This is a genomic window from Microbacterium sp. H83, from assembly GCF_001650405.1.
Classification (GTDB): Bacteria; Actinomycetota; Actinomycetes; order Actinomycetales; family Microbacteriaceae; genus Microbacterium.
On record NZ_LWCU01000006.1, the window covers coordinates 18,107 to 42,533 of the forward strand.

Annotated in this window: 23 protein-coding genes; 10 read left to right on the plus strand and 13 right to left on the minus strand. The window is 70.2% G+C overall.

What is annotated here, in order from left to right:
* Positions 1-50: 50 nt before the first annotated feature.
* From A4X16_RS03610 to A4X16_RS03640, 7 genes are all read right to left on the minus strand, one after another.
* Positions 51-1,865, minus strand: a complete 1,815-nt coding sequence (locus A4X16_RS03610) for an ABC transporter ATP-binding protein (RefSeq protein ID WP_067116502.1) — start codon at positions 1,863-1,865, stop codon at positions 51-53.
* Positions 1,862-3,748, minus strand: a complete 1,887-nt coding sequence (locus A4X16_RS03615) for an ABC transporter ATP-binding protein (RefSeq protein WP_067116505.1) — start codon at positions 3,746-3,748, stop codon at positions 1,862-1,864. The genes A4X16_RS03610 and A4X16_RS03615 overlap by 4 nt, the downstream gene beginning before the upstream one ends.
* Before the next feature lie 307 nt (positions 3,749-4,055).
* On the minus strand, positions 4,056-4,553 hold the full coding sequence (locus A4X16_RS03620; protein ID WP_067116508.1) for a methylated-DNA--[protein]-cysteine S-methyltransferase: 498 nt from the start codon (positions 4,551-4,553) through the stop codon (positions 4,056-4,058).
* Positions 4,550-6,073, minus strand: a complete 1,524-nt coding sequence (locus tag A4X16_RS03625) for a DNA-3-methyladenine glycosylase 2 family protein (protein ID WP_067116511.1) — start codon at positions 6,071-6,073, stop codon at positions 4,550-4,552. The genes A4X16_RS03620 and A4X16_RS03625 overlap by 4 nt, the downstream gene beginning before the upstream one ends.
* Before the next feature lie 179 nt (positions 6,074-6,252).
* A complete protein-coding gene (gene purH / locus A4X16_RS03630) occupies positions 6,253-7,860 on the minus strand; it encodes a bifunctional phosphoribosylaminoimidazolecarboxamide formyltransferase/IMP cyclohydrolase (RefSeq protein WP_067116514.1) in 1,608 nt (535 codons plus the stop codon).
* Between the two features lie 39 nt (positions 7,861-7,899).
* A complete protein-coding gene (gene purN, locus A4X16_RS03635; protein ID WP_067116517.1) occupies positions 7,900-8,487 on the minus strand; it encodes a phosphoribosylglycinamide formyltransferase in 588 nt (195 codons plus the stop codon).
* A gap of 43 nt (positions 8,488-8,530) precedes the next feature.
* The gene (locus A4X16_RS03640) at positions 8,531-9,934 is read right to left on the minus strand and encodes a cell division protein PerM (protein ID WP_231880262.1); all 1,404 of its coding nucleotides are present in this window, start codon (positions 9,932-9,934) and stop codon (positions 8,531-8,533) included.
* A gap of 91 nt (positions 9,935-10,025) precedes the next feature.
* Between A4X16_RS03640 and A4X16_RS03645 the strand changes: the two genes are divergently transcribed.
* A complete protein-coding gene (locus tag A4X16_RS03645; RefSeq protein WP_067116520.1) occupies positions 10,026-11,447 on the plus strand; it encodes an NCS2 family permease in 1,422 nt (473 codons plus the stop codon).
* Between the two features lie 126 nt (positions 11,448-11,573).
* Positions 11,574-12,521 (plus strand): homocysteine S-methyltransferase family protein, encoded by a 948-nt coding sequence (locus A4X16_RS03650; protein ID WP_067116523.1) that lies wholly within the window; start codon positions 11,574-11,576, stop codon positions 12,519-12,521.
* A 97-nt stretch (positions 12,522-12,618) separates the two neighbouring features.
* Here the strand turns inward: A4X16_RS03650 and sucD are convergent, their stop codons facing one another.
* Both sucD and sucC read right to left on the minus strand, forming a co-directional pair.
* Positions 12,619-13,521 (minus strand): succinate--CoA ligase subunit alpha, encoded by a 903-nt coding sequence (gene sucD, locus A4X16_RS03655; RefSeq protein WP_067116526.1) that lies wholly within the window; start codon positions 13,519-13,521, stop codon positions 12,619-12,621.
* Positions 13,522-13,554: 33 nt separating this feature from the next.
* The gene (sucC, locus tag A4X16_RS03660; protein ID WP_067116529.1) at positions 13,555-14,721 is read right to left on the minus strand and encodes an ADP-forming succinate--CoA ligase subunit beta; all 1,167 of its coding nucleotides are present in this window, start codon (positions 14,719-14,721) and stop codon (positions 13,555-13,557) included.
* A 168-nt stretch (positions 14,722-14,889) separates the two neighbouring features.
* Here sucC and A4X16_RS03665 point away from each other — a divergent pair, with 168 nt between their 5' ends.
* The 6 genes from A4X16_RS03665 to A4X16_RS03690 are packed head-to-tail and all read left to right on the plus strand — an operon-like array spanning position 14,890 to position 18,067.
* Complete coding sequence (locus A4X16_RS03665) at positions 14,890-15,303, plus strand: YbaB/EbfC family nucleoid-associated protein (protein WP_067116531.1); 414 nt, start codon at positions 14,890-14,892, stop codon at positions 15,301-15,303.
* Entirely contained in the window at positions 15,303-15,632 is a 330-nt protein-coding gene (locus tag A4X16_RS03670; RefSeq protein ID WP_067116535.1) for a type VII secretion target, read from the plus strand. The genes A4X16_RS03665 and A4X16_RS03670 overlap by 1 nt, the downstream gene beginning before the upstream one ends.
* Complete coding sequence (locus A4X16_RS03675; protein ID WP_067116538.1) at positions 15,629-17,080, plus strand: TNT domain-containing protein; 1,452 nt, start codon at positions 15,629-15,631, stop codon at positions 17,078-17,080. Before A4X16_RS03670 ends, A4X16_RS03675 begins: the two co-directional genes overlap by 4 nt.
* Positions 17,077-17,361, plus strand: coding sequence for a hypothetical protein (locus tag A4X16_RS03680; protein ID WP_067116541.1), 285 nt, complete (start codon positions 17,077-17,079; stop codon positions 17,359-17,361). The genes A4X16_RS03675 and A4X16_RS03680 overlap by 4 nt, the downstream gene beginning before the upstream one ends.
* Complete coding sequence (locus A4X16_RS03685) at positions 17,358-17,801, plus strand: glycohydrolase toxin TNT-related protein (protein ID WP_067116544.1); 444 nt, start codon at positions 17,358-17,360, stop codon at positions 17,799-17,801. The genes A4X16_RS03680 and A4X16_RS03685 overlap by 4 nt, the downstream gene beginning before the upstream one ends.
* On the plus strand, positions 17,798-18,067 hold the full coding sequence (locus A4X16_RS03690; protein ID WP_067116547.1) for a hypothetical protein: 270 nt from the start codon (positions 17,798-17,800) through the stop codon (positions 18,065-18,067). Before A4X16_RS03685 ends, A4X16_RS03690 begins: the two co-directional genes overlap by 4 nt.
* A 68-nt stretch (positions 18,068-18,135) precedes the next feature.
* On the opposite strand, the gene A4X16_RS03695 is transcribed toward A4X16_RS03690, so the two are convergent.
* From A4X16_RS03695 to A4X16_RS03705, 3 genes are read right to left on the minus strand one after another with little or no spacing between them, the layout of a single operon-like run.
* A complete protein-coding gene (locus A4X16_RS03695; RefSeq protein ID WP_067116550.1) occupies positions 18,136-19,503 on the minus strand; it encodes a hypothetical protein in 1,368 nt (455 codons plus the stop codon).
* Positions 19,496-20,710 (minus strand): S8 family peptidase, encoded by a 1,215-nt coding sequence (locus A4X16_RS03700; RefSeq protein ID WP_067116553.1) that lies wholly within the window; start codon positions 20,708-20,710, stop codon positions 19,496-19,498. Before A4X16_RS03700 ends, A4X16_RS03695 begins: the two co-directional genes overlap by 8 nt.
* Complete coding sequence (locus A4X16_RS03705) at positions 20,710-21,129, minus strand: hypothetical protein (protein WP_067116556.1); 420 nt, start codon at positions 21,127-21,129, stop codon at positions 20,710-20,712. The genes A4X16_RS03700 and A4X16_RS03705 overlap by 1 nt, the downstream gene beginning before the upstream one ends.
* Before the next feature lie 151 nt (positions 21,130-21,280).
* On the opposite strand from A4X16_RS03705, the gene A4X16_RS03710 reads away from it, so the two are divergent.
* Positions 21,281-21,943, plus strand: coding sequence for a TetR/AcrR family transcriptional regulator (locus A4X16_RS03710; RefSeq protein ID WP_067116559.1), 663 nt, complete (start codon positions 21,281-21,283; stop codon positions 21,941-21,943).
* A 71-nt stretch (positions 21,944-22,014) separates the two neighbouring features.
* On the plus strand, positions 22,015-23,250 hold the full coding sequence (locus A4X16_RS03715; protein ID WP_067116562.1) for an acyl-CoA dehydrogenase family protein: 1,236 nt from the start codon (positions 22,015-22,017) through the stop codon (positions 23,248-23,250).
* A gap of 56 nt (positions 23,251-23,306) precedes the next feature.
* Here the strand turns inward: A4X16_RS03715 and ligD are convergent, their stop codons facing one another.
* Positions 23,307-24,422, minus strand: a complete 1,116-nt coding sequence (gene ligD / locus A4X16_RS03720) for a non-homologous end-joining DNA ligase (RefSeq protein ID WP_082914254.1) — start codon at positions 24,420-24,422, stop codon at positions 23,307-23,309.
* Positions 24,423-24,427 lie beyond the last annotated feature (5 nt).

Below are 24,427 nucleotides of genomic sequence, written 5' to 3' on the forward strand. Positions count from 1 at the left end.
TGGCCGCAGAAGTTGACGATGGCCGCAGAAGTCGACGAGTATCCCGAGGGCTAGACCAGGGTCTCCTGCCATGCCGCGTGCAGTTGGGCGAACTTGCCGGTGCCGCCGATGAGAGCATCCGGCGTGTCGTCCTCGATGATGCGCCCGTGCTCCATGACGAGCACGCGATCGGCGATCGCGACCGTCGAGAGCCGATGAGCGATGATGATCGCCGTCCGGTCCTTGAGCAGCGTCTGCAGAGCGTCCTGGATCAGCCGCTCCGACGGGATGTCGAGCGACGCGGTGGCCTCGTCGAGGATCAGCACCCCCGGATCGGCGAGGAAGGCGCGCGCGAACGAGATCAGCTGCCGCTGCCCCGCGGAGACACGACCGCCGCGCTTGTTGACGTCGGTGCCGTAGCCGTCAGGGAGCGACGAGATGAACCCGTCCGCGCCCACTGCCCGCGCCGCGGCCCTGATCTCGTCCAACGTCGCGTCGGGCTTCCCCAGCGCGATGTTGTCGGCGACCGTGCCGCTGAAGAGGTAGGCCTCCTGCGTCACCATCACGATGGCACGGCGGAGATCCTTCGGATGCAGCTGACGGAGGTCGACGCCGTCGAGGGTGACAGAGCCGATCGACGGGTCGTAGAACCGCGAGATCAGCTTCGCGAGCGTCGACTTGCCGGCGCCCGTGGTGCCGACGAGCGCGATCGTCTGCCCCGCCGGGATGTCCAGCGAGAAGTTCGGAAGGATCGTCTTCTCTCCGTTGTACCCGAAGGTGACCTCGTCGAAGCGGACGTGACCGCGGGACTCCCAGAGGTCGACCGGCTTCTCGGGGTCGGGCACCGTGGGCACCTCCTCGAGCACTCCGGACACCTTCTCCAGTGCGGCGGTCGCCGACTGGTAGGAGTTCAGGAACATCGCGATCTCCTGCATCGGCGCGAAGAAGTTCCGCACGTACAGGACGGCCGAGAGCAGCACGCCCACCGTGAGCGCCCCGTCGGACACGCGGATGCCGCCCCAGAGCACGACGATGCCGAGCACGAGAGCGGCGACGCCCATCAGCCCCGGCTCGAACGTGCCGAACAGCAGCAGCGAGCGACGGTTCACGTCGCGGTACTCTCCCGCGATGCCCTGGAAGGCGGCGTCGTTGCGCGGCTCCTTGCGGAACGCCTTGACGGCGCGGATGCCCGTCATGGTCTCGACGAACTGCACGATGACCTTGGCGCTGATCACCCGGGACTCGCGGTAGACGAGCTGCGAGCGCGAGTAGAACCACCGCATGAGGAAGAACAGCGGCACGCCGCCGATCGCGAGGATGAGCCCCGACTGCCAGTCCCAGACGCACAGCGCGATGAACGTGAACAGACCGAACAGCACCCCCGAGACCAGCTCGTTGAGGCCGCCGTCGAGCAGCTCCCTGATCGAGTCGAGGTCGCTGGTCTGCCGCGAGATGATGCGCCCCGATGTGTACGACTCGTGGAACTCCAGGCTCAGTCGCTGCGTGTGGAGGAAGATGCGCTTGCGCAGATCGAGCAGCACCGCCTGGGTCAGCTTGGCCGCGATGATCACGTACCAGGCGATCATGGCCGCCGCGACGGCACCGGCGAGCAGGTAGATCCCGCCGATCACGAACGTCGGCATCCAGTCCGCGCGCTCGAGCACGGCGGGCAGCGCCCGGTCGAGCCCGATGCTGATCAGGATGGGTCCCGCGACCTGCAGAGCGGTCGAGATCACCAGCACGACCGCGGCCAGCGCGATCTGCGCCTTGAGGGGACGCACGAGCGAGCCGAGCAGCCGCAGCGAACGACGGCGGATCGCCCGGCTCTCCTCGCGGGTGTATCGGGAGCGGTCCTCGTCCTGGGTTCCCGTGATGGCGGAGCTCATCGCGACACCTCCCTCTCGTCGGCCAGGTCTTCGACGGCGGCGTCCTCGCGGATGATCGGGATGGCGCCGGTTCGGGCCGCCTCCTCCGCCTCGAGGCTCGAGATCACATGACGGTAGTGGCGGCTCGTCCTCAGCAGCTCGCTGTGGGTGCCGACCGCCGTGACGCGTCCGGCCTCCAGCAGTGCGACGCGATCGGCCAGCGCGACCGTCGAGGGACGGTGGGCGACGATCATCGCCGTCGTGTCGGCCAGCACATGACGCAGCGCCTCCTCGACGAGCGCCTCGGTGTCGACGTCGAGCGCCGACAGCGGGTCGTCCAGAACGAGCACCTTCGGCTTCGCCGCCACGGCGCGGGCCAGTGCGAGGCGCTGACGCTGACCTCCCGACAGGCTCAGTCCCTCTTCGCCGATGATGGTCTCGACGCCCTCGGGGAGGGAGTCGACGAACGCCGCCTGGGCGACGTCGAGCGCCTCGCGCAGGACCCGTTCGGCCTCGTCGCTGTGGATGTCGAGCTCGGCGCGCCCGAGCAGCACGTTCTCCCGCACGGATGCCGAGAACAGCGTCGCGTCCTCGAACGCCATCGCGATGTGCTGGCGCAGCTCGGCGAGCGGGAGATCCCGGACGTCGACCCCGTCGAGCGTGACGCGACCTCCGGTCACGTCGTACAGACGCGTCGGCAGGGTCGTCAGAGTGGTCTTGCCGCTGCCGGTCAGACCGACCAGCGCCATCGTCTCCCCCGGGCGCAGCACGAGATCGATGCCGTCGAGCAGGTCGCGCTCGCTCGCTCCCGCATCCTGGTAGCGGAAGTGAGCGCCCTCGAACGCGAGCAGGCCGCGCGGCTCGTCGATGTGGACGGGGTGCTCGGGATCCGTGATCGTGTTCGTCTCCGAGAAGATGTCGAAGATGCGGTCCGTCGCGGTGCGCGCATCGAGCATGAACGAGAACAGGAATCCGATCGACTCGATCGGCCACCGCAGGACCGTCGCCATCGCGAAGAACGCGAACAGCTCCGGCAGCTCGATCGCGCCCTGCGAGATGAGCCAGATACCCGTCATCAGGCTCAGGCCGAACGCGATCTGGGGCATGAGGTCGAGCCAGAACCAGATCGATGCGATCGCCCCGGCCTTGCTCATCTCGGTCTCGCGCAGGGTCTCGGCCTGGCGGCTGAAGCGGCGGAGCGCATGCGTGCCGCGTCCGAACGCCTTGAGTACGCGGATGCCGTGCACGCTCTCCTCGACACTGGTGGCGAGGTCTCCGGCCTGGTCCTGGCTGCGACGCGTCAGTGCGCCGTAGCGCTTCTCGAACAGATACCCACGGACCCACAGCGGGATCGCGGTCACGATGAAGATCACTCCGAGCAGCCAGTGCCAGCGGAACAGCAGCACCGCGCCGATGATGATCGTCAGGACGTTGACCACCAGCAGCACGAGCCCGAACGCGAGCCATCGGCGGATCAGGCCGATGTCCTGCATCATGCGGCTGAGCAGCTGGCCCGACTGCCACCGATCGTGGAAGGACACCGGCAGCGTCTGCAGCCGCGCGTACAGCTCGGTGCGCATCTTGTACTCGACCTCGGTCGAGGGGTTGAGCACGAACTGGCGGCGCAGCCACACCATCAGGGCCTCGCCGAGCGCGAGTCCGAAGACGGCCAGCGCGCCCCACACGATCGCGTCGACCGCGCCGCTCTGCACCGGGCCGCGGATGATCTGCTCGAGGACGATCGGGATCATCAGCGCGATGACCGCGGCGGCGAGCGCGCTGACGGCGCCCCCCGCAAGACGCCAGATGACCGGCATGACGAAGGGCTTCAGGCGCCACAGTGCGGCGACGGTGGAGAGGGAGGAGGACGGCGAGGCGTTCTGCGATGAAGGCGAGGAGGACATGGCTCTCAGACGAGTTTCGTATGGGAAGAGTGATGCGAGCGGAGCCGGACGCGCGGCGGACTCTCGGAGTCCGGCGGCCGGTGCAGGGAGGGCGCGGAGGCTCTAGCGGAGCGGGCGCGCCGGGGTCGAGCCGTGAGCGGCGATCTGCACATCGGCGATCGTTGTCATGATGTCCTCCTCAGGGGCTCGGCGGTGTCGTCCGGTCGGCGCGACAGCCCACCAGCCTATTCCTGGGAACAAGCTGAGCGCAAGAGAGATTCCCGAGTCCTCCGATCTCTCTCGCAGCCTCCTCTCCCTCCTCCCGGCATCAGCGCTCGGCGGCCTCGCGGGCGAGCAGGCTCTCCTTCACGTCGAGGCCCCAGGCGAAGCCGCCCAGGCTGCCGTCGCTGCGCAGCACCCGGTGGCACGGGACGAAGAGGGCGGGCGCGTTGCGCGCGCAGATCGACGCCGCCGCGCGGACGGCTCGCGGATTGCCGAGCCGCGCCGCGAAGGAGGTGTACGTCAGGGGCTCCCCCGGGCCGATCGCCCGCAGCGCCGACCACCCGGCGAGCTGCAGTTCGGTGCCGATCTGCCTCACTGCGACGCCGTCGATCGCCGAGAGGTCCCCGTCGTAGTAGGCCAGCGCGGCGGCGGCGGCATCCGTCGCGCCCTCCGCCACCGATGCGGGTCGCGCGGCGGCCGGCAGGCGACCGACGATCGTTGCTTGCTCGGCGGTCCACCCCGAGGCGAGCACCTGCTGACGCTCGTCGGCGAGGATCGTGAAGGCACCGTCCGGGGTGTCGATGGTCTGGATGAGAGCGGTCATGAGATCTCCTTCGAGGCGAGACGGGCGGAGGGGGACGAAGTGATCGGCGCCCGCCGACCCCGCGGCGCGCGCGGTGTGCGGATCGGCGCAGCGCGCCACAGATGCGCGCTGAGGTAGCTGCGCCAGGGCGCGGCCCGCTCGGCCCAGGCGACGAGCGGACCCGGGGCGCCGGGGAGGCCGGACGCGGCCGCCCCCGCGCGGAGTGCGACATCGCCGGGGAGCAGAACGTCCGGATCGCCGAGGACCCGCATCCGCACGTAGTCGGCCGTCCACGGTCCGATGCCCGGCATCGCGAGCAGCGCGGCGCGCTGCTCTGCTCCGTCGTCGCCGACCGTGAGGGTCAGCGACCCGTCGGCGAGAGCCTCGGCCGCGCCGACCAGCGCCCTGATGCGGGCCGCAGGTCCGCGGAGCACCTCGGCGCCGTGCGCGGCGATCGCCGACATCGTCGGGAAGAGCAGTCCCTGCTCGGTGCGCTCACCGAGCGCGTCCGTCAGCGCGGTCAGCGCCGTGCGCGCGGCGACGACGGTGATCTGCTGCCCCACCATCGCCCGGATCAGCATCTCGTGCGGATCAGCGGACCCCGGAACGCGGATGCCCGGTGTGCGCGCGACGAGCGGCGCGATCTCGGGGTGGGCGCTCAGAGCCTGGTCGATCGCGAGCGGATCGGCGTCGAGATCGAACACCCGGCGCACGGTCGAGACCAGCGGAGCGAGATCGCCGAGCTGCGTCACCCGCGCGCGGAGCTGCAATCGCTGCGCGGCATCCTGACCGACCTGGAACCAGGCCGGCCCGCCGGGCATCCGCAGGTGTCGGGCGAAAGACGTCGCCGTGGCCTCCTCCACCCCCGAGACCGCACGCGCCGCCATCCAGTCGAAGACGCCGCGGGCATCGAGCGGCCCCCGGTACGGGAGAGCGAGATCGATGGCACCCGGTGCCGTCGTGGTGTGCGAGCGACGCCGCGCGCGCAGCTCGCCCGGCGTGAGCCCGAAGACCTCGCGGATGGTGTCGTTGCACTGGCGGATGCTCGCGAAGCCCGCCGAGAACGCGACGTCGGAGATCGCCATGTCGGTGCCCACGAGGAGCATGCGCGCGGTGTGCGCCCTGTGCGCTCGCGCCAGTGCCAGCGGCCCCGCGCCGAGCTCGGTCGACAGCACTCGAGTGAGGTGCCGCGTGGAGTAGCCGAGGCGCATCGCGAGCCCCGACACGCCTTCGCGCTCGACGATGCCGGAGGCGATGAGTCGCATCGCCCTGGCGGCCACGTCGCTGCGCAGGTCCCAGGCGGGTGAGCCGGGCGCGGCCTCGGGGAGGCACCGCTTGCAGGCCCGGAACCCCGCCTCGTGCGCTGCGGCGCTCGTCGGATAGAACGTGACGTTCTCGGGTCTCGGCGTGCGCGCGGGACAGCTCGGACGGCAGTAGATGCCGGTGGACCGCACCGCCGTCACGAACTGGCCGTCGAACCGCGTGTCTCGCGCGCTGATCGCTCGATACCGCTCGTCGAAGTCCGTCACGGGGAAGCTCATGCCTTCACTCTGTCACGCGCCACCGACATCGGCTGGCGGAAATCGGACACGGCTGTGGAAGGTCGCTTCCTCGGACGCGACGCGCACGGCGACGCGCACGCCGAGACGCCGCGAGGCTCCCCCGGCCGACACGGCGCGAAGGAGCCTCGGCGCCGGTGGCGGCGCGATCCGCTCTCGGATCAGTGGAAGAAGTGACGCTCCCCGGTGAAGAACATCGTGACGCCGGCCTTGCGAGCGGCATCCACGACCTCCTCATCGCGCACCGATCCGCCGGGCTGCACGATCGCGGTGACGCCCGCATCGATCAGCACCTGCGCGCCGTCGGCGAACGGGAAGAACGCGTCCGAGGCGGCGACGGAGCCGGCGGCGCGGTCGCCCGCACGCTCCACCGCGAGCCGGCAGGAGTCGACGCGGTTGACCTGCCCCATGCCGACCCCGACCGTGGCGTTGTCCTTCGCGAGGACGATCGCATTCGACTTCACGGCGCGGCAGGCCTTCCACGCGAAGATGAGGTTCTCCATCTCCTCGTCGCTCGGACGCTCACCCGAGACGAGCTCCCAGTTCTTCGCGACCGACACGATGTCGTCGGGGAACCGGTCGGCATCCTGCAGCAGCAGACCGCCGGAGACGAGGCGAACGTCCATGCGCTCCTGCTGCCAGTCCTCGGGCAGCTGCAGCAGACGGAGGTTCTTCTTCGCCTTGAAGACCTCGAGCGCGGCCGGCTCGAACGACGGCGCGACGATCACCTCGGTGAAGATGTCCTTGAGGTTCTCCGCCATCTTCAGCGTCACCGTGCCGTTCGCTGCGATCACCCCGCCGTACGCCGACACCGGGTCGCACTCGTGCGCGCGGAGGTGCGCGCTCGCGATGGGGTCGAGCGCATTGGGAGCGGTCGTCGCGATGCCGCAGGGGTTCGCGTGCTTGATGATCGCGACGGCGGGCTTCACCATGTCATAGGCGGCACGGAGCGCGGCATCCGCATCGACGTAGTTGTTGTACGACATCTCCTTGCCCTGCAGCTGCGTGGCCTGAGCGATGCCGTGGCCGCCGACGCGCGTGTAGATCGCGCCGCGCTGGTGCGAGTTCTCGCCGTAGCGGAGCGTCGCCAGTCTCTCGGCCTGGATCGTCAGGTGGGTCGGCAGGTCCTCGCCGTCGCCCAGAGTGCCCTCGGCGAACCACGAGGCGACGGCCGTGTCGTAGGTGGCCGTGTGCGCGAAGGCGCGCGCGGCCAGCTCGCGACGCTGCGTGAGCGAGGTGCCGCCGGCGGCGATCGCGGCGATGATGCCGGGGTAGGACTGGGGCGAGACGACGATCGCGACGTTCGCATGGTTCTTGGCGGCGGCCCGGACCATCGCGGGGCCGCCGATGTCGATCTGCTCGACGACGTCGTCGCCCTCGGCTCCCGAGGCGACGGTCTCGACGAACGGGTAGAGGTTCACGACGACGAGCTCGAAGGGCTCGATGCCGAGGTCGGCGAGCTGACGCTCGTGGTCCTCGAGGCGGAGGTCCGCGAGGAGCCCGCCGTGGACCTTCGGGTGCAGCGTCTTCACACGCCCGTCGAGCATCTCGGCGACACCGGTCACGGCGGCGACGTCCGTCACCTCGAAGCCCGCGTCGCGGATGGTCGCCGCCGTGGAGCCGGTCGAGACGATCTCGACATCCGCCGCGGCGAGCGCCTCGGCGAGAGCGAGCAGATCGGTCTTGTCGCTCACCGAGACGAGCGCGCGACGGATGCGGACGGTGTCTCGGTCGCGGTACAGCGAGGGGTCGTGGCGGGGGCCGGCCATGATGGGCTCCTTCGTGCGAGGGCGGGCGTGCGGGACGGGTCAGGAAGCGGAGGTGAGCGGAAGATCGCCCGTGGCGATGCGACGCACCACGTCGATGAGCAGGCGGCGCTCGACCGGCTTGATGCGCTCGTGCAGCGTGTGCTCCGTGTCGTCCGCAAGGATCGGCACCCGCTCCTGAGCGAGGATCGGGCCGGTGTCGACGCCGTCGTCGACGACGATGACGCTCGCGCCGGTCTCCCCGACCCCGGCGGCGAGCGCGTCGCGCACGCCGTGGGCGCCCGGGAACTCCGGGAGGAACGCGGGATGCGTGTTGATCAGACGCGGCGAGTACTCGGCCACGAGGGCCGGCGGGAGCAGGCGCATGAGGCCGCTCAGCACGACGAGATCGGGCTTCCAGACGGCGAGCTGCTGTGCGAGCTCCTCACCCCATGCCGCTCGACTCTCGTGCTCGTGCCACGGGACGGTGAAGCTGGGGATGCCGAACTCCTCGGCGTGGGCGAGTCCCTCCGCCTGCCGATCGGCCCCGACGACGATCACCCTCGCGGGGAAATCGGGGTGGCGAGCGGCCTCGAGGAGGGCGCGAAGGTTCGAGCCGGTGCCCGAGATGAGAACGGCGACCGTGAGCACCCGCCCAGTCTAGCGGGGAGGGGAACAGACGCCGATCGGCGGGTCAGACGACGGGATCCTGCGGCGTGCCCGCAGCCGGTCGGATCGGGCCGAGATCGTCGAGCGGCACGGTGTCATACGGCGACGGGCGGCCGTCGGTCGACGCTGTCCATCCCGAAGGGACGTCTCGATTCTCCGTCGCGCCGCCGGAGCGCTCGGACTCGGTCATCTCGGCGAGCCAGCGGTCCGTGCGCTCCTCCGCGAGCTCGTCGCGGTTGCGCGGCGACAGCAGCAGGATCGCCGCGCCGAGCAGCACCTCGCCTCCGAGGGCGAGGGAGAAGGCGAGCACGTCGGGTCCGGCCTCGACGAGTCGACCGGGCCCCATGGACCCGCCGCCGAGCACCGCCGCGACCGCGGCGGCCCCCGCGGTGAGCGCGCCGATCCCGACCGCGATCACCGCACGGTGCGCGGTCCCGAGCGGCGTGACCTCCCACACCAGCCGCGAGCGGACCGCCCATCCCGCGAACGCTCCCGCCGCGATCGGGAGGATCACCACGACGAGCATCCAGATGGAGGTGTTCTCGGGGAGGATGCCGAGGATCGGGAGGCCCGGGACGACGCCCAGCTGCGTGCCGGCCGGGGACACCGCCGTGCCCGCGCCGACGGCGAACCCGGGACCCGCCAGCCATGACACCGCCCACACCACGGCCGTGGGCAGGTAGGCGAGCTGCCCCAGCGTGATCACCGTGGCGCCGAGTGCATCGACCCGCGCCGCCTGGAACAGGGCGACCACCTCCCCGCCGCGTGCCAGGGTCGCGACGGCGATCGCGAGCGCGCCGAAGAACGTGACGCCGACGAGCGCGAATGCCGCGCCGCGCACGGCGGCCGACGGGACCGGACCCCAGTCGCCCCAGGAGTCGAACACGTCGTGGACCCGATCGAGCGCGCCGCCGTCGCCGTCCTCCCAGGCGATGCGCACGGCTCCCCCCATCGCGCCGAGGAGGTAGACGGCGGGCGGCAGCAGCATCCCGAGCGCGAGCGGGGTCGCCGCCCCCTCGAGGTGCGATGTCAGGGCCACCCCCGCGGCGATGACGGCGAAGGTCGCCGCGCCGGAGAGGGATCCCATGAGCCATGCTCCCGCGCGGGCGGCGCGGGCCCCGGAGCGCGCGGCGAACAGCAGGGTGAAGAGGAGGAACGCCAGGGGCGTCACCGACAGGGTGAACGCGGCGGCGTCGGGTGCGATCCCCGTCGTGCGGAGCAGATCGCCGGCGATGTCTATGCTCAGCGGGACGCCGTGGCCGAACTGCCACAGCGTGCCGGTCAACGGCCACAGTGCGCCCCAGTCCGCCGAGACGCCGAAGGCCACCGTCCACAGCAGGGTGAGCGGCGCCAACAGCACGACGAGTCCGACGGCCGCGGCGATGGCGGCGTCGAAGGCGGCGAGGAGCGCGACGAGGAGGCGTTGCATATCGAATCGAGACTACGACGAGAAGCCTCGGGCGGCCTGTGGGCGCGCGCGGTGCGAGCGACACGATATCGTCTCCTGCGGAGGTTTCCCGATGTCAACTGCCCCGTCCCCCACCCCGCACCAGGCCGCTCCCGCGAACGCTCTGGACCGCTTCTTCGAGATCAGCACGCGCGGATCCACGATCGGCACCGAGATCCGAGGGGGCCTGGTGACCTTCGTCACCATGGCCTACATCGTGATCCTCAATCCGATCATCCTGAGCACGCCCGACGTCGACGGCAACACGCTCTCAGGGTCCGCGGTCGCCGCCGCCACCGCGCTCACCGCCGGCGTGATGACGATCCTCTTCGGCCTCGTCACCCGCCTGCCGTTCGCCTTCGCGGCGGGCCTCGGCATCAACGCCTTCATCGCGTTCTCCGTCGTCGGATCGGTCACCTGGCCCGAGGCGATGGCTCTCGTGATGATTAACGGCGTCATCATCGTCCTGCTCGCCGCGACCGGTCTGCGGAAGATGATCTTCGACGCAGTGCCCGTGCAGCTGAAGCTCGCGATCACCGTCGGCATCGGCCTGTTCATCGCCTTCATCGGCTTCGTGAACGCCGGATTCGTGACGGCGACCGGCAACGCGTCGCCGCCGGTCGACCTCGGCATCGGCGGCTCGGTCGCGTCGATCCCGACCCTGCTCTTCGTCATCACGCTGCTGCTCGGCGGAGTCCTGACGGCCCTGCGCGTCAAGGGCGCGATCCTCATCGCCCTGGTCGGCGGCACCGTTCTCGGCGGCATCGTCAACCTGATCTGGCCGTTCGGCCTCGACTTCGGCTTCACCGGCGCGATCGTGGGTCTCCCCGACCTCAGCCTCGTCGGGCAGGTCGACTTCGGCTTCGACCTCCAGAAGGTCAGCGTCGTCGCACTGGTCATGTTCGTCTTCACGCTCCTGTTCTCGAACTTCTTCGACGCGATGGGCACCATGACGGGCCTGGCGAAGGAGGCCGACCTGGCCGACGAGAAGGGCGACTTCCCCCGCATCAAGTCGGCACTGATCGTCGAGGGCGTCGGCGCCATCGCCGGCGGTGGCACGTCGTCCTCGTCCGCGACCGTCTTCGTCGAGTCGGGCGCCGGCATCGGCGAGGGCGCGCGCACCGGCTTCGCGACCGTCATCACGGGCACGATGTTCCTCGTCGCCATGTTCTTCACGCCCTTGACCTCGCTGGTGCCCGGCTCGGTGGCGGCCGCCGCCCTCGTCCTCGTCGGCGCGCTGATGCTCGCGCAGATCAAGAACATCGACCTCAGCGACTTCCGCGTGCTGCTGCCGGTGTTCCTCACCGCGACGGTCATGCCGATGACCTACTCGATCGCCAACGGCATCGGAGCCGGCTTCATCAGCTGGATCGTCGTGAACGCGTTCTCGGGCCGCGCCAAGACCATCCACCCGCTCCTGTGGGTGGTCGGCGCCGGATTCGTGATCTTCTTCGCGCGCGGACCCATCGAGGCCCTCTTCGGCGTCGGGATCTGATCCGCGAGCGCGGGCACGAAGGGGCGGATGCGCACTGCATCCGCCCCTTCGTCGTCTCCCCGGATGCCGTGGCGGCGCGACCGGCGCAGTGGTAGACCGGGATCACATCGAGGAGAGCAGGCCGCCATGTCCGGCGTCGACACGTCCATACCGCGCCGCTGGGTCAGCGACGGCGGGCTCGAGACCGACCTCATCTTCCACCACGACGTGGACCTCCCCGACTTCGCGGCCTTCGTCCTCGTCGACGACGAGCAGGGACGTCGGCTTCTGCGCGAGTACTTCCTGGAATACGCCGACGTCGCCCGGACGCACCGTGCTCCGCTCCGACTCGAGACCCCGACGTGGCGTGCCAGCTCCGCCTGGGGCGACCGTCTCGGGTACGACGCCGACGCGCTCCGACGCGTCAACGGCGATGCGGTGCGGCTCCTGCGCGAGGTCGGCACCGACTCCGGCGTCGAGGAGGTTCAGGTCGTCGGGATGGTGGGTCCGCGGGGAGACGGCTACCGTTCGGGCGCCTGGGATCCCGAGACCGGTGCGCGGGACGCGTACGAGTACCACCGCGCGCAGGTGCGGGCGCTGGCCGACGCCGGAGCCGATGCCGTCACCGCGTACACGTTGAACGATGCCGCAGAGGCGATCGGCGTCATCCGCGCAGCACGGGAGATCGGCGTGCCGGTGGAGGTCTCGTTCACCGTGGAGACCGACGGCAGGCTCGCATCGGGCCGCACGCTGTCGGACACGATCGCCGAGGTCGACGCCGCGGCCGCACCGGACGGCTACCTGCTCAACTGCGCGCACCCCGATCACATGGCTCAGGCGCTCGACCGGAGGTCGGCACGGCGCATCGTCGGCGTCCGTCCCAATGCCTCCCGACGGTCGCACGCCGAGCTCGACGAATCGGAGACTCTCGACGAGGGCGACCTCGCCGAGCTCGCCGCCAGCACGGCCGCGCTGGTCGCTCGGATGCCGGCGGTGCGCATGGTCGGCGGATGCTGCGGAACCGACTCTCGCCACGTGGCGGCGATCTGGGCGACGCTGGACCACGATCCGATGCCGCCGGCCGACGCTCCGTAAATCGGCGGGCAGGAGCAGTCCGTCGATCGTGTCATCGCAGCGGACACGAAGAAAGGCCCCGGGGTGGAGCCCGGGGCCTTCTTCACCAGTCTAGCGCTTAGAGCGACTCGACGATCTCACGCATGAGAGCGGCGGTCTCGGACGGCGTCTTGCCGACCTTGACCCCGGCGGCCTCGAGGGCCTCCTTCTTCGCCTGAGCCGTACCCGCCGAGCCCGAGACGATGGCGCCGGCGTGGCCCATGGTCTTGCCCTCGGGAGCCGTGAAGCCGGCGACGTAGCCGACGACCGGCTTCGTGACGTGGGCCTTGATGTAGTCGGCTGCGCGCTCCTCGGCATCGCCGCCGATCTCGCCGATCATGACGATGGCCTTGGTCTCGGGGTCGGCCTCGAACGCGGCGAGCGCGTCGATGTGGGTGGTGCCGATGACCGGGTCGCCGCCGATGCCGATGGCGGTCGAGAAGCCCAGGTCGCGCAGCTCGAACATCATCTGGTACGTGAGCGTGCCCGACTTCGACACCAGGCCGATCGGCCCCTTGCCGGTGATGTTCGCCGGCGTGATGCCCACGAGCGCCTCGCCGGGCGTGATGATGCCGGGGCAGTTCGGGCCGATGATGCGGGTCTTGTTGCCCTTGCTCTGCGCGTAGGCCCACGCCTCAGCGGAGTCGCCGACGGGAACACCCTCGGTGATGACGACGAGCAGCGGGATCTCGGCGTCGATGGCCTCGATCATCGCGTCCTTCGTGAACGCGCCGGGGACGAAGGCGATCGACACATCGGCGCCGGTCTCCTTCATGGCCTCGGCGACCGAGCCGAAGACGGGGAGCTCGACGGCGTTGCCGTCCTTGTCGGTGTGCGCGACCGTGGTGCCGGCCTTGCGGGCGTTCACGCCGCCGACGACCTGGGTGCCGGCCTTCAGCATGAGAGCCGTGTGCTTCGTGCCCTCACCGCCGGTGATGCCCTGGACGATGACCTTGGAGTCCTTGTTGAGGTAGATAGACATTTTCTTCTCTAGTCCTTGTGTCTCAGCGAAGCGTCAGGCGTTGGCGAGTTCGGCGGCCTTGTCGGCGCCCTCGTCCATGGTGGCTGCCAGGGTGACGAGCGGGTGCGCGTACTCTGCGAGGATCGCGCGTCCCTCCTCGACGCGGTTGCCGTCGAGGCGCACGACGAGCGGCTTGGATGCCGTGGCACCCAGCGTCTCGAGGGCACCCTTGATGCCGTTCGCGACGGCGTCGCACGCCGTGATGCCGCCGAAGACGTTGACGAAGACGCTCTTGACCTGCGGGTCGCCGAGGATGACGTCGAGGCCGTTGGCCATGACCTCCGCCGACGCGCCGCCGCCGATGTCGAGGAAGTTGGCGGGCTTGACGCCGTCGTGCTTCTCGCCGGCGTAGGCCACGACGTCGAGCGTCGACATGACGAGTCCCGCGCCGTTGCCGATGATGCCGACCTCGCCGTCGAGCTTCACGTAGTTGAGTCCCGACTTCTTGGCCTTGGCCTCGAGGGGGTCTGCGGCGTCCTTGTCCTCGAGCTCCTCGTGCTCGGGGTGACGGATCTCCGACGCGTTGTCGTCGAGCGTGACCTTGCCGTCGAGCGCGATGATGTCGCCGTCCTCGGTGCGGACCAGCGGGTTCACCTCGACGAGCGTGGCGTCCTCGCCCTTGTAGACCTCGAAGAGCTTCACGAAGACGTCGGAGACCTTCTCGACGAGGTCCTCGGGGAAGTTGGCGGCGCGAGCGATCTCGACGGCCTTCTCCTTGTCGATGCCCGTCAGCGGGTTGACCTCGACGCGGGCGAGCGCCTCGGGCTTCTCCACGGCGAGCTGCTCGATCTCCATGCCGCCCTCGACCGAGCAGAGGCTCAGGTACGAGCGGTTGGCGCGGTCGAGCAGCACGGAGAAGTAGAACTCCTCGGCGATGCGCGCACCCTGCGCGACCATGACGCGCTTGACGACGTGACCCTTGATGTCGAGGCCGAGGATGGCCTTGGCCGCCTCGTAGGCCTCATCGGGGGTCTTCGCGACCTTGACGCCGCCGGCCTTGCCACGACCACCGGTCTTGACCTGCGCCTTGACGACGACGACGCCGCCGATCTTCTCCGCGGCTGCCTTCACCTCCTCGGGGGTGTCGGCGACGATGCCGGCGAGAACCGGCACTCCGTACTTCTCGAAAACGTCTCGTGCCTGGTACTCGTACAGATCCACTGTGGTTCCTTCACTGGGCTGCGTGTCTGGTAATTCTCTCGATGTCGAGACATCGACCAGTCCCCCAGCCTACTACCGCCGCCTGAGCGCCCCGCACGCCGCCGAGACCTCTGGGGATGAGGCGAGGTCATCCGGTAGCATTCTTGAGCGTCGAGGCAGGGGGAGACGATGACGGACACCTTCGACTGGTCCGATCCGGTGGCCACTCGCGCGCGGATCGAACAGCAGGTGAGGGACGCGGAGCGGCGCGCCGAGCAGGCGGCTCAGGTGCGCGACGACATCGCCGCCGTGCGCGAGCAGGCGTCCTCCCCGAAGCGCGACGTCACGGTCACCGTGGATTCCTCCGGTCGACTCGCAGCCGTCGCGCTCACGGATGCCGCCTTCGACCGCTCCCCCGCGGCTCTCGGCGAACTGATCGTCTCCCTCGCGGGCGACGCGCAGCGTGCGGCCGGCGCGAGAGCCGTCGAGATCGCCGCCGAGGCCTTCGGCGCGGAGGACGCGGCCGTCGAGCACCTCCGCGACGAGATCGCCCAACTGCCCGATCCCGGTCAGGACGGCCGACCCCGGATCGAGTACCGCTGATGGCCGACCTCATCGCCGTCGACACGGAGACGGTCCGCCGACACGCTCAGCGCGTCGGCCAGATCGCGTCGGACGTCCGGCTCGCCGAGAACGCCGCAGGGTCGATGAACGTCGGAGGCGGCGCGTTCGGCGTGATGTGCGCCTTCCTGGTCCCGCCCGCCCAGATCGTGTCGTCGATCGCCACGGGCGCGATCTCCGCCGCTGCGACCATGCTCGAGCGCTCAGAGGAGGAGCTCCGCGGTCTCGCGAACGATTTCGATGAAGGCGAGCAGCGGCAGCTCGACACGATCTCGGGCCTGCTCGCCTCCGTCGACGGCGCCGCCGGATGACTCCCCCCAATCCCCTGGTCGCCGGCCCGATCGATCCCACGACGCCGTTCAGCGGCGCGGGACTGCTCGAGGACGGCTACGAACTGGTCAACGCCATCGAGAGCGGCGACTGGGTGGCCGGCGGACTCGCGTCGTTCTCCGCGCTCGCGAACACCGTCGCCACCGCCATGGACCCGCTCGGCTCGCTGATCGCGGCAGGGCTGGGCTGGCTCATGGACCACCTGGAGCCGCTCAAGGGGTGGCTCAACGACCTGACCGGCGACGCCGGCGAGGTCGCCGGCTTCGCCGCGACATGGGGGAACATCGCCCAGCATCTCCAGCAGGCCGGTCAGACCCTGGACGCCCGGCTCGCGGACGTGAGCTCGATGTCCGGCGAGGCCATCGCGGCGTACCTGCGCCTGCAGTCCGACGTCGCCGCCCACATCTCCGCAGCGGCCTCCTGGGCCGGCGGGATGAAGACCGGCATGGAGGCGGCATCCATGCTCGTGCAGGTCGTGCACGAGCTGGTCCGCGACACCCTCTCCCAGCTCGTCGGGTCGCTGATCTCGTACGCGAGCACGCTCGTCGTCTCCCTCGGAACGGCGACGCCCTACGTCATCGCCCAGGCCACGAGCCGGGTCTCGGCCATGACGGCCCGGATCTCGGGCACCGTCCTCAAGCTGGTGGATGCCGTCACCGCACTCGCCAAGCATCTGGACGAGCTCAAGGCTCTGTTCCAGCGCCTCGGCGACCTCTTCTCGCGCGGTCCGAACGGCGGCAGCGCGCCGTCCGGCCCCGGAGCACCGCACGCACCCGGTGCCCCGCATGATCCCGGCGGCACCGCGCCGGACGGCCCCTCGTCCGAACCGCCGAGCGTGCGGGATCAGAGCTCGCTCACCGACGAGCAGCTCCAGACATACCTCGAGCAGAACTACCCCGAGTACGCGGACGATTTCGCGAACACCGGCACCCTCCCGCCCGATGTGCAGATCCCGAAGGGGCCGGAGGTGCTCCAGCCTGACGGCAGCATCGACTGGAGCCAGGTGCCGGGCGGCGGCTACCGGCTCGACCCGAACGGCGACCCCATCCGCACTCCGCACACTCCGCAGGTCGGGGACGTGCTCGACCGCTACGGTCCGCCCGAGGGGCGATACACCTCACCGGTGCCCGAGGGTGCTCCGTACACGTACGATCAGCGGTCGCTGCCCTATGTGGAGAACCCCGCGCATTACCACCAGTACGAGGTCGTCGGCGATCTGTCCGACGTGCAGGGCGCGTTCGATCGTGCCCCCCAGCACGTCCAGGACGAGCTCCTGGCCGGCGGACTCCGACCGGAATACCTGGGGTCGCAGGGCTACCGTGGAGACATCGCTCCCGGTTTCGGCTCGACCGGAGGCGGGGTGCAGGTTCAGCTGCCGCTGACCGCGCAGCAGCTGATCGCGCTGGGCCTGTTGAAGGAGATCACATGACCGGACTCAGCGCCGACGAGGCGCAGCGCATCATCGCGGACGAGAAGCTCACCGCCACCGCGAACTGGTTCGGTCGCACCGGTCGACGCCAGTCCTCCGCCTGGATCGACCGGGACGGCGACGAGTGGGCCGTCTGGGAGACCGACGAGCGCGGAGAGGTGTTCCACGCTCCCCTGCGCTTCCGGTCGGAGTCCGAAGCGCTGGACCTCTTCCTGCGGATCGCTCGTCGGTATCACGCGGGGGACTCCCACGCCGTGCGCCGCAGCGGAGGATCCTCATGACCGAGCTGTGGATCGGCCCCGACGGCCGCACCCTCGACCGCGAGCCCATCCCTGCCGGCGCCGAGGTGTGGGACATGTACGGACCGGTGAACACCCGCTATGTGTACCTGATCCAGAACGGACGCCCGGCCTCGTATCCCGAGCGGTCTCTCCCGTGGATCGAGAACCCCGCGGCGTACCACCAGTTCCTCGTCGTCGGCGACTGCATCCATCTCCGCGCCGCGTACGAGCGATCCGACGACACCGCACTCCGCCGTGATCTGGACGATCTCGTGGACATCGGCTACTACCGATGGGACGAGCCGATCTTCAGCGGGCCCGTCGCCCCGGCATTCGGTGAGCCAGGGGGCGCCATCCAGCTTCTGCTGCCCCTGCCGCTGTCGTTCTATCTTCGCCTCGGGCTCGTCCGCGAGCTGACCGTGCCCGGGAGGACGGCATGAACCGCGACACTCTGCTCGCCGACCTCCGCGCGCGAGGCCTCTCCGGGTTCTGCTTCTTCGAGGACCCGCGCGGCAAGGCGCACGTCGTCGTGATCTCCTTCGGGAGGGACGGCTTCCAGACCTGGCTCCAGGACGAACGCGCCCAGCCGATCGTCAGCTCGCTCCGCACGTTCGCGGAAGAGCGCGACGCTCTCAGCGACCTCGCGCATCGCGTGGAGGTCTGGAACCGTATCGACGGGGTGCGCTCCCCCGTCGCACAGGCCTAGACGAGCCGCGAGCGTTCCCGACCCGGACGAGCCGTGAGCGATCGCAGCTCGTCCAGGCCTGGAACCGTTCAGTCGAGCGCGTCGCGGCTGCCCGCCTGGGCCGACCTCGAGCGGGGTCCGACTTCCTCGTCGTCCTCGAGCTTGGGCGCGATAGGGCCGCCGAGACCCGAGCGCTCGCGCTTCTCGTCGTCGCCGGCGCCACCGCCCATCATGCCGGGAGCCATCGTGCGGCCGCCCGCACCGGCCGCCGAGCCGCCGGCGGATCCGGACGCGGAGCCGGATGCCGACCCCATCGCGCCCATGCCGCCGGGGCCCGTCGCGCCGCTCATGCCGAGCAGTCCGCGCCCCGCCGTGGCCGCTCCCGCACCGGTGCCGGTGCCGGTGCCGCCGCCGAAGAGACCGGCGCCGCCTGCGGTGTTGAGCGATGCCGATCGTGCGCCCAGCATCGCCGCAGCTCCCGCGCCGCCCACGACGGCTGCTCCGAGACCGCCCGAGCCGCCGCCGGGAAGCAGACCGCCGCCGGCTCCGCCACCGCCGCCGAGTCCCCCACCGCCGAGCCCGCCGCCCGGGTAGCCGGGCAGGATGCCGCCACCGGGAGAGTCCACGCTCGGGTCGTCGGTGCCGATCCCTCCGGTCCCGCCGTCGCCGCCGGAGCCTCCGTCGCCGTTACCGTTCCCGTTGCCGTTGCCGTTGCCGGAGCCGTCACCGCCGCCGTTGCCGTCAGGCACCCAGGTGCCGGTGGGCGGGTTCCAGCTGCCGATCCCGGCGCCACCCTGGGGGTAGCCGCCCCCGGCGGACGGCGCGCCGCCGCCGAAGGAGGAGGGGGCGTTGCTGCCGACCGCGGGAACGCGCGCGTCGATCGCATCGACGTCGATCGAAGGGAGGGGCACCGATGAGGGGTTGACCGTCACTCGGCCCGGATCGGTGAAGTTCTGTCGAGCTTCGCCCGCGAGGGTGCTGCGGATCGTCTTGAGCTCGTTCATCGCCGCCGTCTCGCGCTCCGCCGCGAGCCTCGCCTCCTCCCGAGCCACTGCCTCGCCCGTGTCGAACGCCCCCCATCCGTCGGTGAGTCCGGAGAGGTTGCGCCCTGCGTCCGCCAGGAAGCCCTCCGCCGAGGCCGAGGGGAGTCGTCGAAGCGCCGCGGATGCCGCGCCTGCCGCGGTGTCCGACGCTGCGCGGAGATCGGAGCGCATGCCGGTCAGGGCCGTCTCGATCGTGGTGGCGCCCTTCTCCATGCGCTCGAGGAGAACCTGCGCCTCGCCCACCGAGTCTCCGCTCCAGCCGGGGATCTCGCGAACGGCCTGGATGGCCCTCCGCAGCTCCGCCACGGCCTGGAGACGGGAATCGATCTCGGGGTCGGTGAACGCACTCATCGAGGACAGCGCGTTGAGCTCGTCCTCGAACATCGTCGGCGTGCACACGTTGGGGTCATACATTCGTGCGTCCTCCAGTCTTCTTACGGCTGATGAGTACTACGGCCACCACGGCGGCGACCACGATGACGGCTCCGCCGCCGACCAGCCACGGCACGACGTCGGGACCGGCCGCCTGACCGGCGTCGGGTCCGTCCGTTGCGGCGGGATCCGGTGCGGCGGAGAACACCTCGTCGAGGGACGGCTGCTGCTCGTCCTTGAAGAGGGGGTTCTCGTCGGGATACTGCGTCGGGTCCTCCTGCATCAGGCGGGTCGCGTTGACGATCCCGTGGCCGATGGTGTTCGACCACTGCAGCTCATGCGGGGTGGATCCGGTGTTGCGGATCATGGACTGGAGGATCTGGGATCCCGTCGCCTCCGGCCATTTCTCCGTGGCCAGAGCGAGGAGCCCGGCGACGATCGGGGTGGCGGCCGAGTTGCCGGACCAGGTCGACATTCCCCAGGTCCGATCGATGCCGACGCCGGCGACGTCGATCCCCGGAGCGGCGACATCCACATCCTCGTTGACCATCGGGGAGCCGTCGAGCTGGGTCGCGGGCTGCGCGGTGGCATCGACGGAGGCCACGTTCACGACGCCGTTGACGGTGGTCGTCACGAACTCCCACGCGGTGTCACGGTTCGGCAGACCCGCGACGACCAGGACGCCCTCGCGCAGAGCCGCGGCGACACTGTCCACCGAGTCCTGCGCGAGCTCGTCGGCCAGCCGGTTGAGTCCTCCCGACATCGTCACGATGTCGGCGCCCTGGGCGACGGCGTCGTCGAGGGCGCCGGGGAAGGTGTCTCCCTCGCACGAGTCCTGGAGGATGCCGTAGTAGAGGATCTTGACGCCCGGTGCGATCCCGACCGGCCCCGCGCCCGAGTCCGAGGTCCCGTTGCCGACGAGCAGAGAGGTCACCGAGGTGCCGTGCTGCAGCGCATCGAAGTCGGACGGGTCGGCCGACAGCGGGTCAGGGCACCCGTCGACCTGGCGCACCTCGATGTCGGCATCCGCCAGCGTCGCGACGTCGCGGTCGAGGGCTCCGTCGAAGACGGCCACGGTCACGCCGTCGCCGGAGATCCCCGCGTCGTGGATCGCGGACATCTTCATCGCGTCCAGGTACCAGAGCGCGCCTCCCGCGGAGAAGTCCTGCGCGGCTGCGGCACCCGGGAGCAGGACCCCGCCCAGCATCATGGTCGCGGCGGCCGCAGCCGCCCATCGACGCCTCACCATCAGAACTCTCCCGACTCGGAGCCGCCGTCCCCTGTCGTCGTGGTCGTGGTCGTGGTCGTCGTCGGCGATGCCTGCGGAGAGGCGGCCAGCTCGGTGGCCGGGGTGAGCGTCGGGTCGTCCACCACCTGCGCGATCTGGGACAGCGTCGAGGACAGGTTCGCCTCGGACTCCTGCTTCTGGTCGACGACGGCCTTGAGCGCGTCGCGGAACGCTGCCGCGCTGGTGCTCAGATCGGCGATCATCACCTCGAGCGCCGCGGTGTAGTCGGACGCGGAGTCGAGGTACGTCGCGGTGGTGTTCGTGCGCAGGCCGTCGATCTGCGCGCCCCGCGAGCCGACGCCCGCCGCCTCGATGCTCTTGACGAGCGTGTGGATGTTCTCGAGCATCTGCTCGAAGTCAGCACCGATCTGCGCTGCCATGATCTTCCCCTCCGTCGGGGACGCCGTCGCGTCCCGCCCTCCGGCCCACCATGTTAGTCGACCCGATCGATTTTCTGGAGTCGCAATCCCACTTCCCTCGCACGCGTTCCCGCGCGACATCCCGAGGACGGCCGAGGTCTAGGCTCATCACATGCACGAATCCGCAGAACTGCGCAACGGCGTCGTGGCCGCAGCGCTCGAGCTCTTCGCCGCCCAGGGGTTCGATCAGACCTCGGTCGAGCAGATCGCCAAGGCGGCCGGAGTGTCCCGATCCACCTTCTTCCGCCAGTTCGGCGGCAAGGAGGACGTCGTGTTCGCCGACCACGAGGTCCTGCTGAGCCAGCTCCGCGAGTTCCTCGCGGAGGGACACGACGATCCCTGGGGCGCCGTGTGCGCGGCATCCGAATCGGTCTTCGCGCACTTCGCGCACGACCCGGAGCTCGCACGTCGTCGCTATCAGATCGTGCGCCAGGTGCCGGTGCTGCGAGAGCGCGAGATCATCACCGTGTTCCGCTACGAGCGCCTGTTCGACGACTATCTGCGCAGCTCCCTCCCCGGCGTCGACCCGCTGGACGCCGTGGGTTTCGCCGCCCTCGTCACCGCGGTGCACAATCACGTCCTCCGTCAGCTGCTCCGCGGCAAGAAGAAGGTGCCCCTCGCCACGCTGCAGGCGGCCCTCGCGGACGTGCGCCGCCGATACGGGGTGCCGGCCGAGATCGCCGCGCCGGCAGCCGACGACGTCGTCGTCGCGGTGTTCCCGCGCTCGATGCCGATGGCCGAGGTCACCAGGCGTCTTCGCAGTCAGCTGGACTGACAGAACCGTCCCTCGAGGTCGTGGAACTGAGTATCGAGGAGTACGATACTGAGGTCCACGAAGGAGTCCTCATGAGCACCGCTGCCTCTCCCGTTCCCGGCGAACGCGTCTCGTCCTACGACATCACCGGAAGACAGGACGGCGACTACTACGCCGTCTTCGCCGACATCCCCTCCGTGGATCGCGAGGCGTGGGATCGCGCGAGGGCGTACATCGACGAGGTCGGACCGCAGATGCTCGACGCGTGGGATCGCGCCGAGTACCCGCTGGATGTCGCCCGACGCATGGGCGAGATGGACCTGGTCGTCGACGGCATCGAGCACCCGTCCCTCACTCGGCTGTCTCCGCTCGCCGCGGGACTCGTGAACATGGAGATCTCCCGTGGCGACGGCTCGCTCGGAACGGTGCTCGCCGTGCAGGGCGGCCTGGCGCTGCGCACCCTGGCGCTGTTCGGCTCGCCCTCCCAGCAGGAGCGGTGGCTGACCTCGCTCGCGGACGCCTCGGTGCTCGGATCCTTCGCGCTCACCGAGCCCGATCACGGCTCGGACTCCGTCTCCCTCGAGACCGTCGCGCGCCGCGACGGCGAGGAATGGGTGATCCGCGGCGCGAAGAAGTGGATCGGGAACGGCGCGTCGGGCGGCATCACCTTCGTCTGGGCGAGGGTCGACGACGAATCCGCGCCGGAGCACGGTGCGGTGCGCTGCTTCCTCGTCGACCAGGACACCCCGGGATACACCGGTACGCCGATCCGCGGCAAGGCCTCGCTCCGCGCGATCCACCAGGCGCACATCCTGCTCGACGACGTACGCGTGCCGCTCGACGCCGTGCTCCCCGGCACGAAGAGCTTCAAGGACGCGTCGACCGTCCTCTACGCCACACGCTCAGGCGTGGCGTGGTCGGCACTCGGACACGCGACCGCCTGCTACGAGGCGGCGCTCGCGTACTCGAAGGAGCGCGTCCAGTTCGGCAAGCCCCTCGCGAAGTTCCAGATGGTCCAGGAGCGCCTCACGCACATGCTCGAGGACCTCACCGCGATGCAGCTGTACTGCCGCCGGCTCGCCGATCTCGAGAACGCAGGCGAGCTGAGGCCGACGCAGGCGTCGCTCGCGAAGTTCCACAACACGCGCGCAGCCCGCAGGGTGGCCTCCATCGCCCGCGATCTGCTCGGCGGCAACGGCATCCTCCTGGAGAACGGCGTGATGCAGCACATGGCCGACATCGAGGCCATCCACACCTACGAGGGGACCGAGAGCGTGCAGGCGCTCCTGCTCGGGCGCGACATCACCGGGATGAGCGCGTTCGCCTGAGCGGGTCGAGCGCGGCGGATGCGGTCAGTCGCAGCCGCATCCCCCGGCCGGCGTCTTCACCATGAAGCAGACGTCGCACACGCCGTAGTCGCGCTCGACGGGCTTGGGCGCCGCCGGAGTGCGCGGGGCGGCGGCCACGCGCGGCGTCGTCGACCGCTTGGCCTTGACGGGCGCCGACGGGGCATCTTCGGGAACTCGGGCGGGAACGGCAGCTCGCCGAGACCCGCCGCCCTGTCGCGCTCCCACCACTCGAGAAGCGTGTCGATGCGGCCGGGAGAGTCCTGCTTCCCCGCCCACGGGTCATCCCCGTCGGCGAGGCGCTGCGGGATGCTGCGGACGGTGAACGCTGCGGGGTCGAGGTCGTCGAGCTCGTCCCAGTGCACCGGCGTCGACACGGTAGCCCCCGGGAGCGCCCGCGGACTGTAGGCGCCTGCCATGGTGCGGTCGCGATTGGCCTGGTTGAAGTCGACGAAGATGCGCTCTCCGCGCTCCTCCTTCCACCAGTTCGTCGTCACCTGCTCGGGCATGCGCCGCTCGAGCTCGCGACCGGCGGCGATCACCGCGTGCCGGACGTCGAGGAACTCATGCGTCGCCTCGATCGGCGCGAAGACGTGCAGGCCGCGGTTGCCGCTGGTCTTGACGAAGGCCTCGAGCCCGACCTCGGCGAGCACCTCCCGCAGCGCGTGCGCCGCAGGCACGGCGTCGGAGAAGCCGGTGCCCGGCTGCGGATCGAGATCGATCCGCAGCTCGACGGGGTTGTCGGGCTCGGAGGCCAGCGACGCCCACGGGTGGAACACGATCGTGTTCATCTGCCCGGCCCACACGATCGCGCTCGGTCGGGTGAGCACGAGCTGAGGATGCTGACGCCCGCTGTTGTACGTGACGGTGACCGCATCGACGAAGTCGGGCGTCCCCTTCGGAGGGTTCTTCGAGAAGAATCCCTGCGGGCGCTCGTCCGTCGACGAGCCGACGCCGTCGCGGAAGCGCTCGAGGGAGACCGGACGGTTGCCGTTGGCCTCCAGGAAGGGCGTCGCCACGGTCTGGAAGTACTCGGCCAGCTCGGCCTTGGTGATGCCGACATCCGGCCAGATGACCTTGTTCGGACTCGAGAGCGCGACCTCGCGCTCCCCATCGGGATCGATGACGGTCAGGGTCACGCGCTCGGAGGCCATGCTCC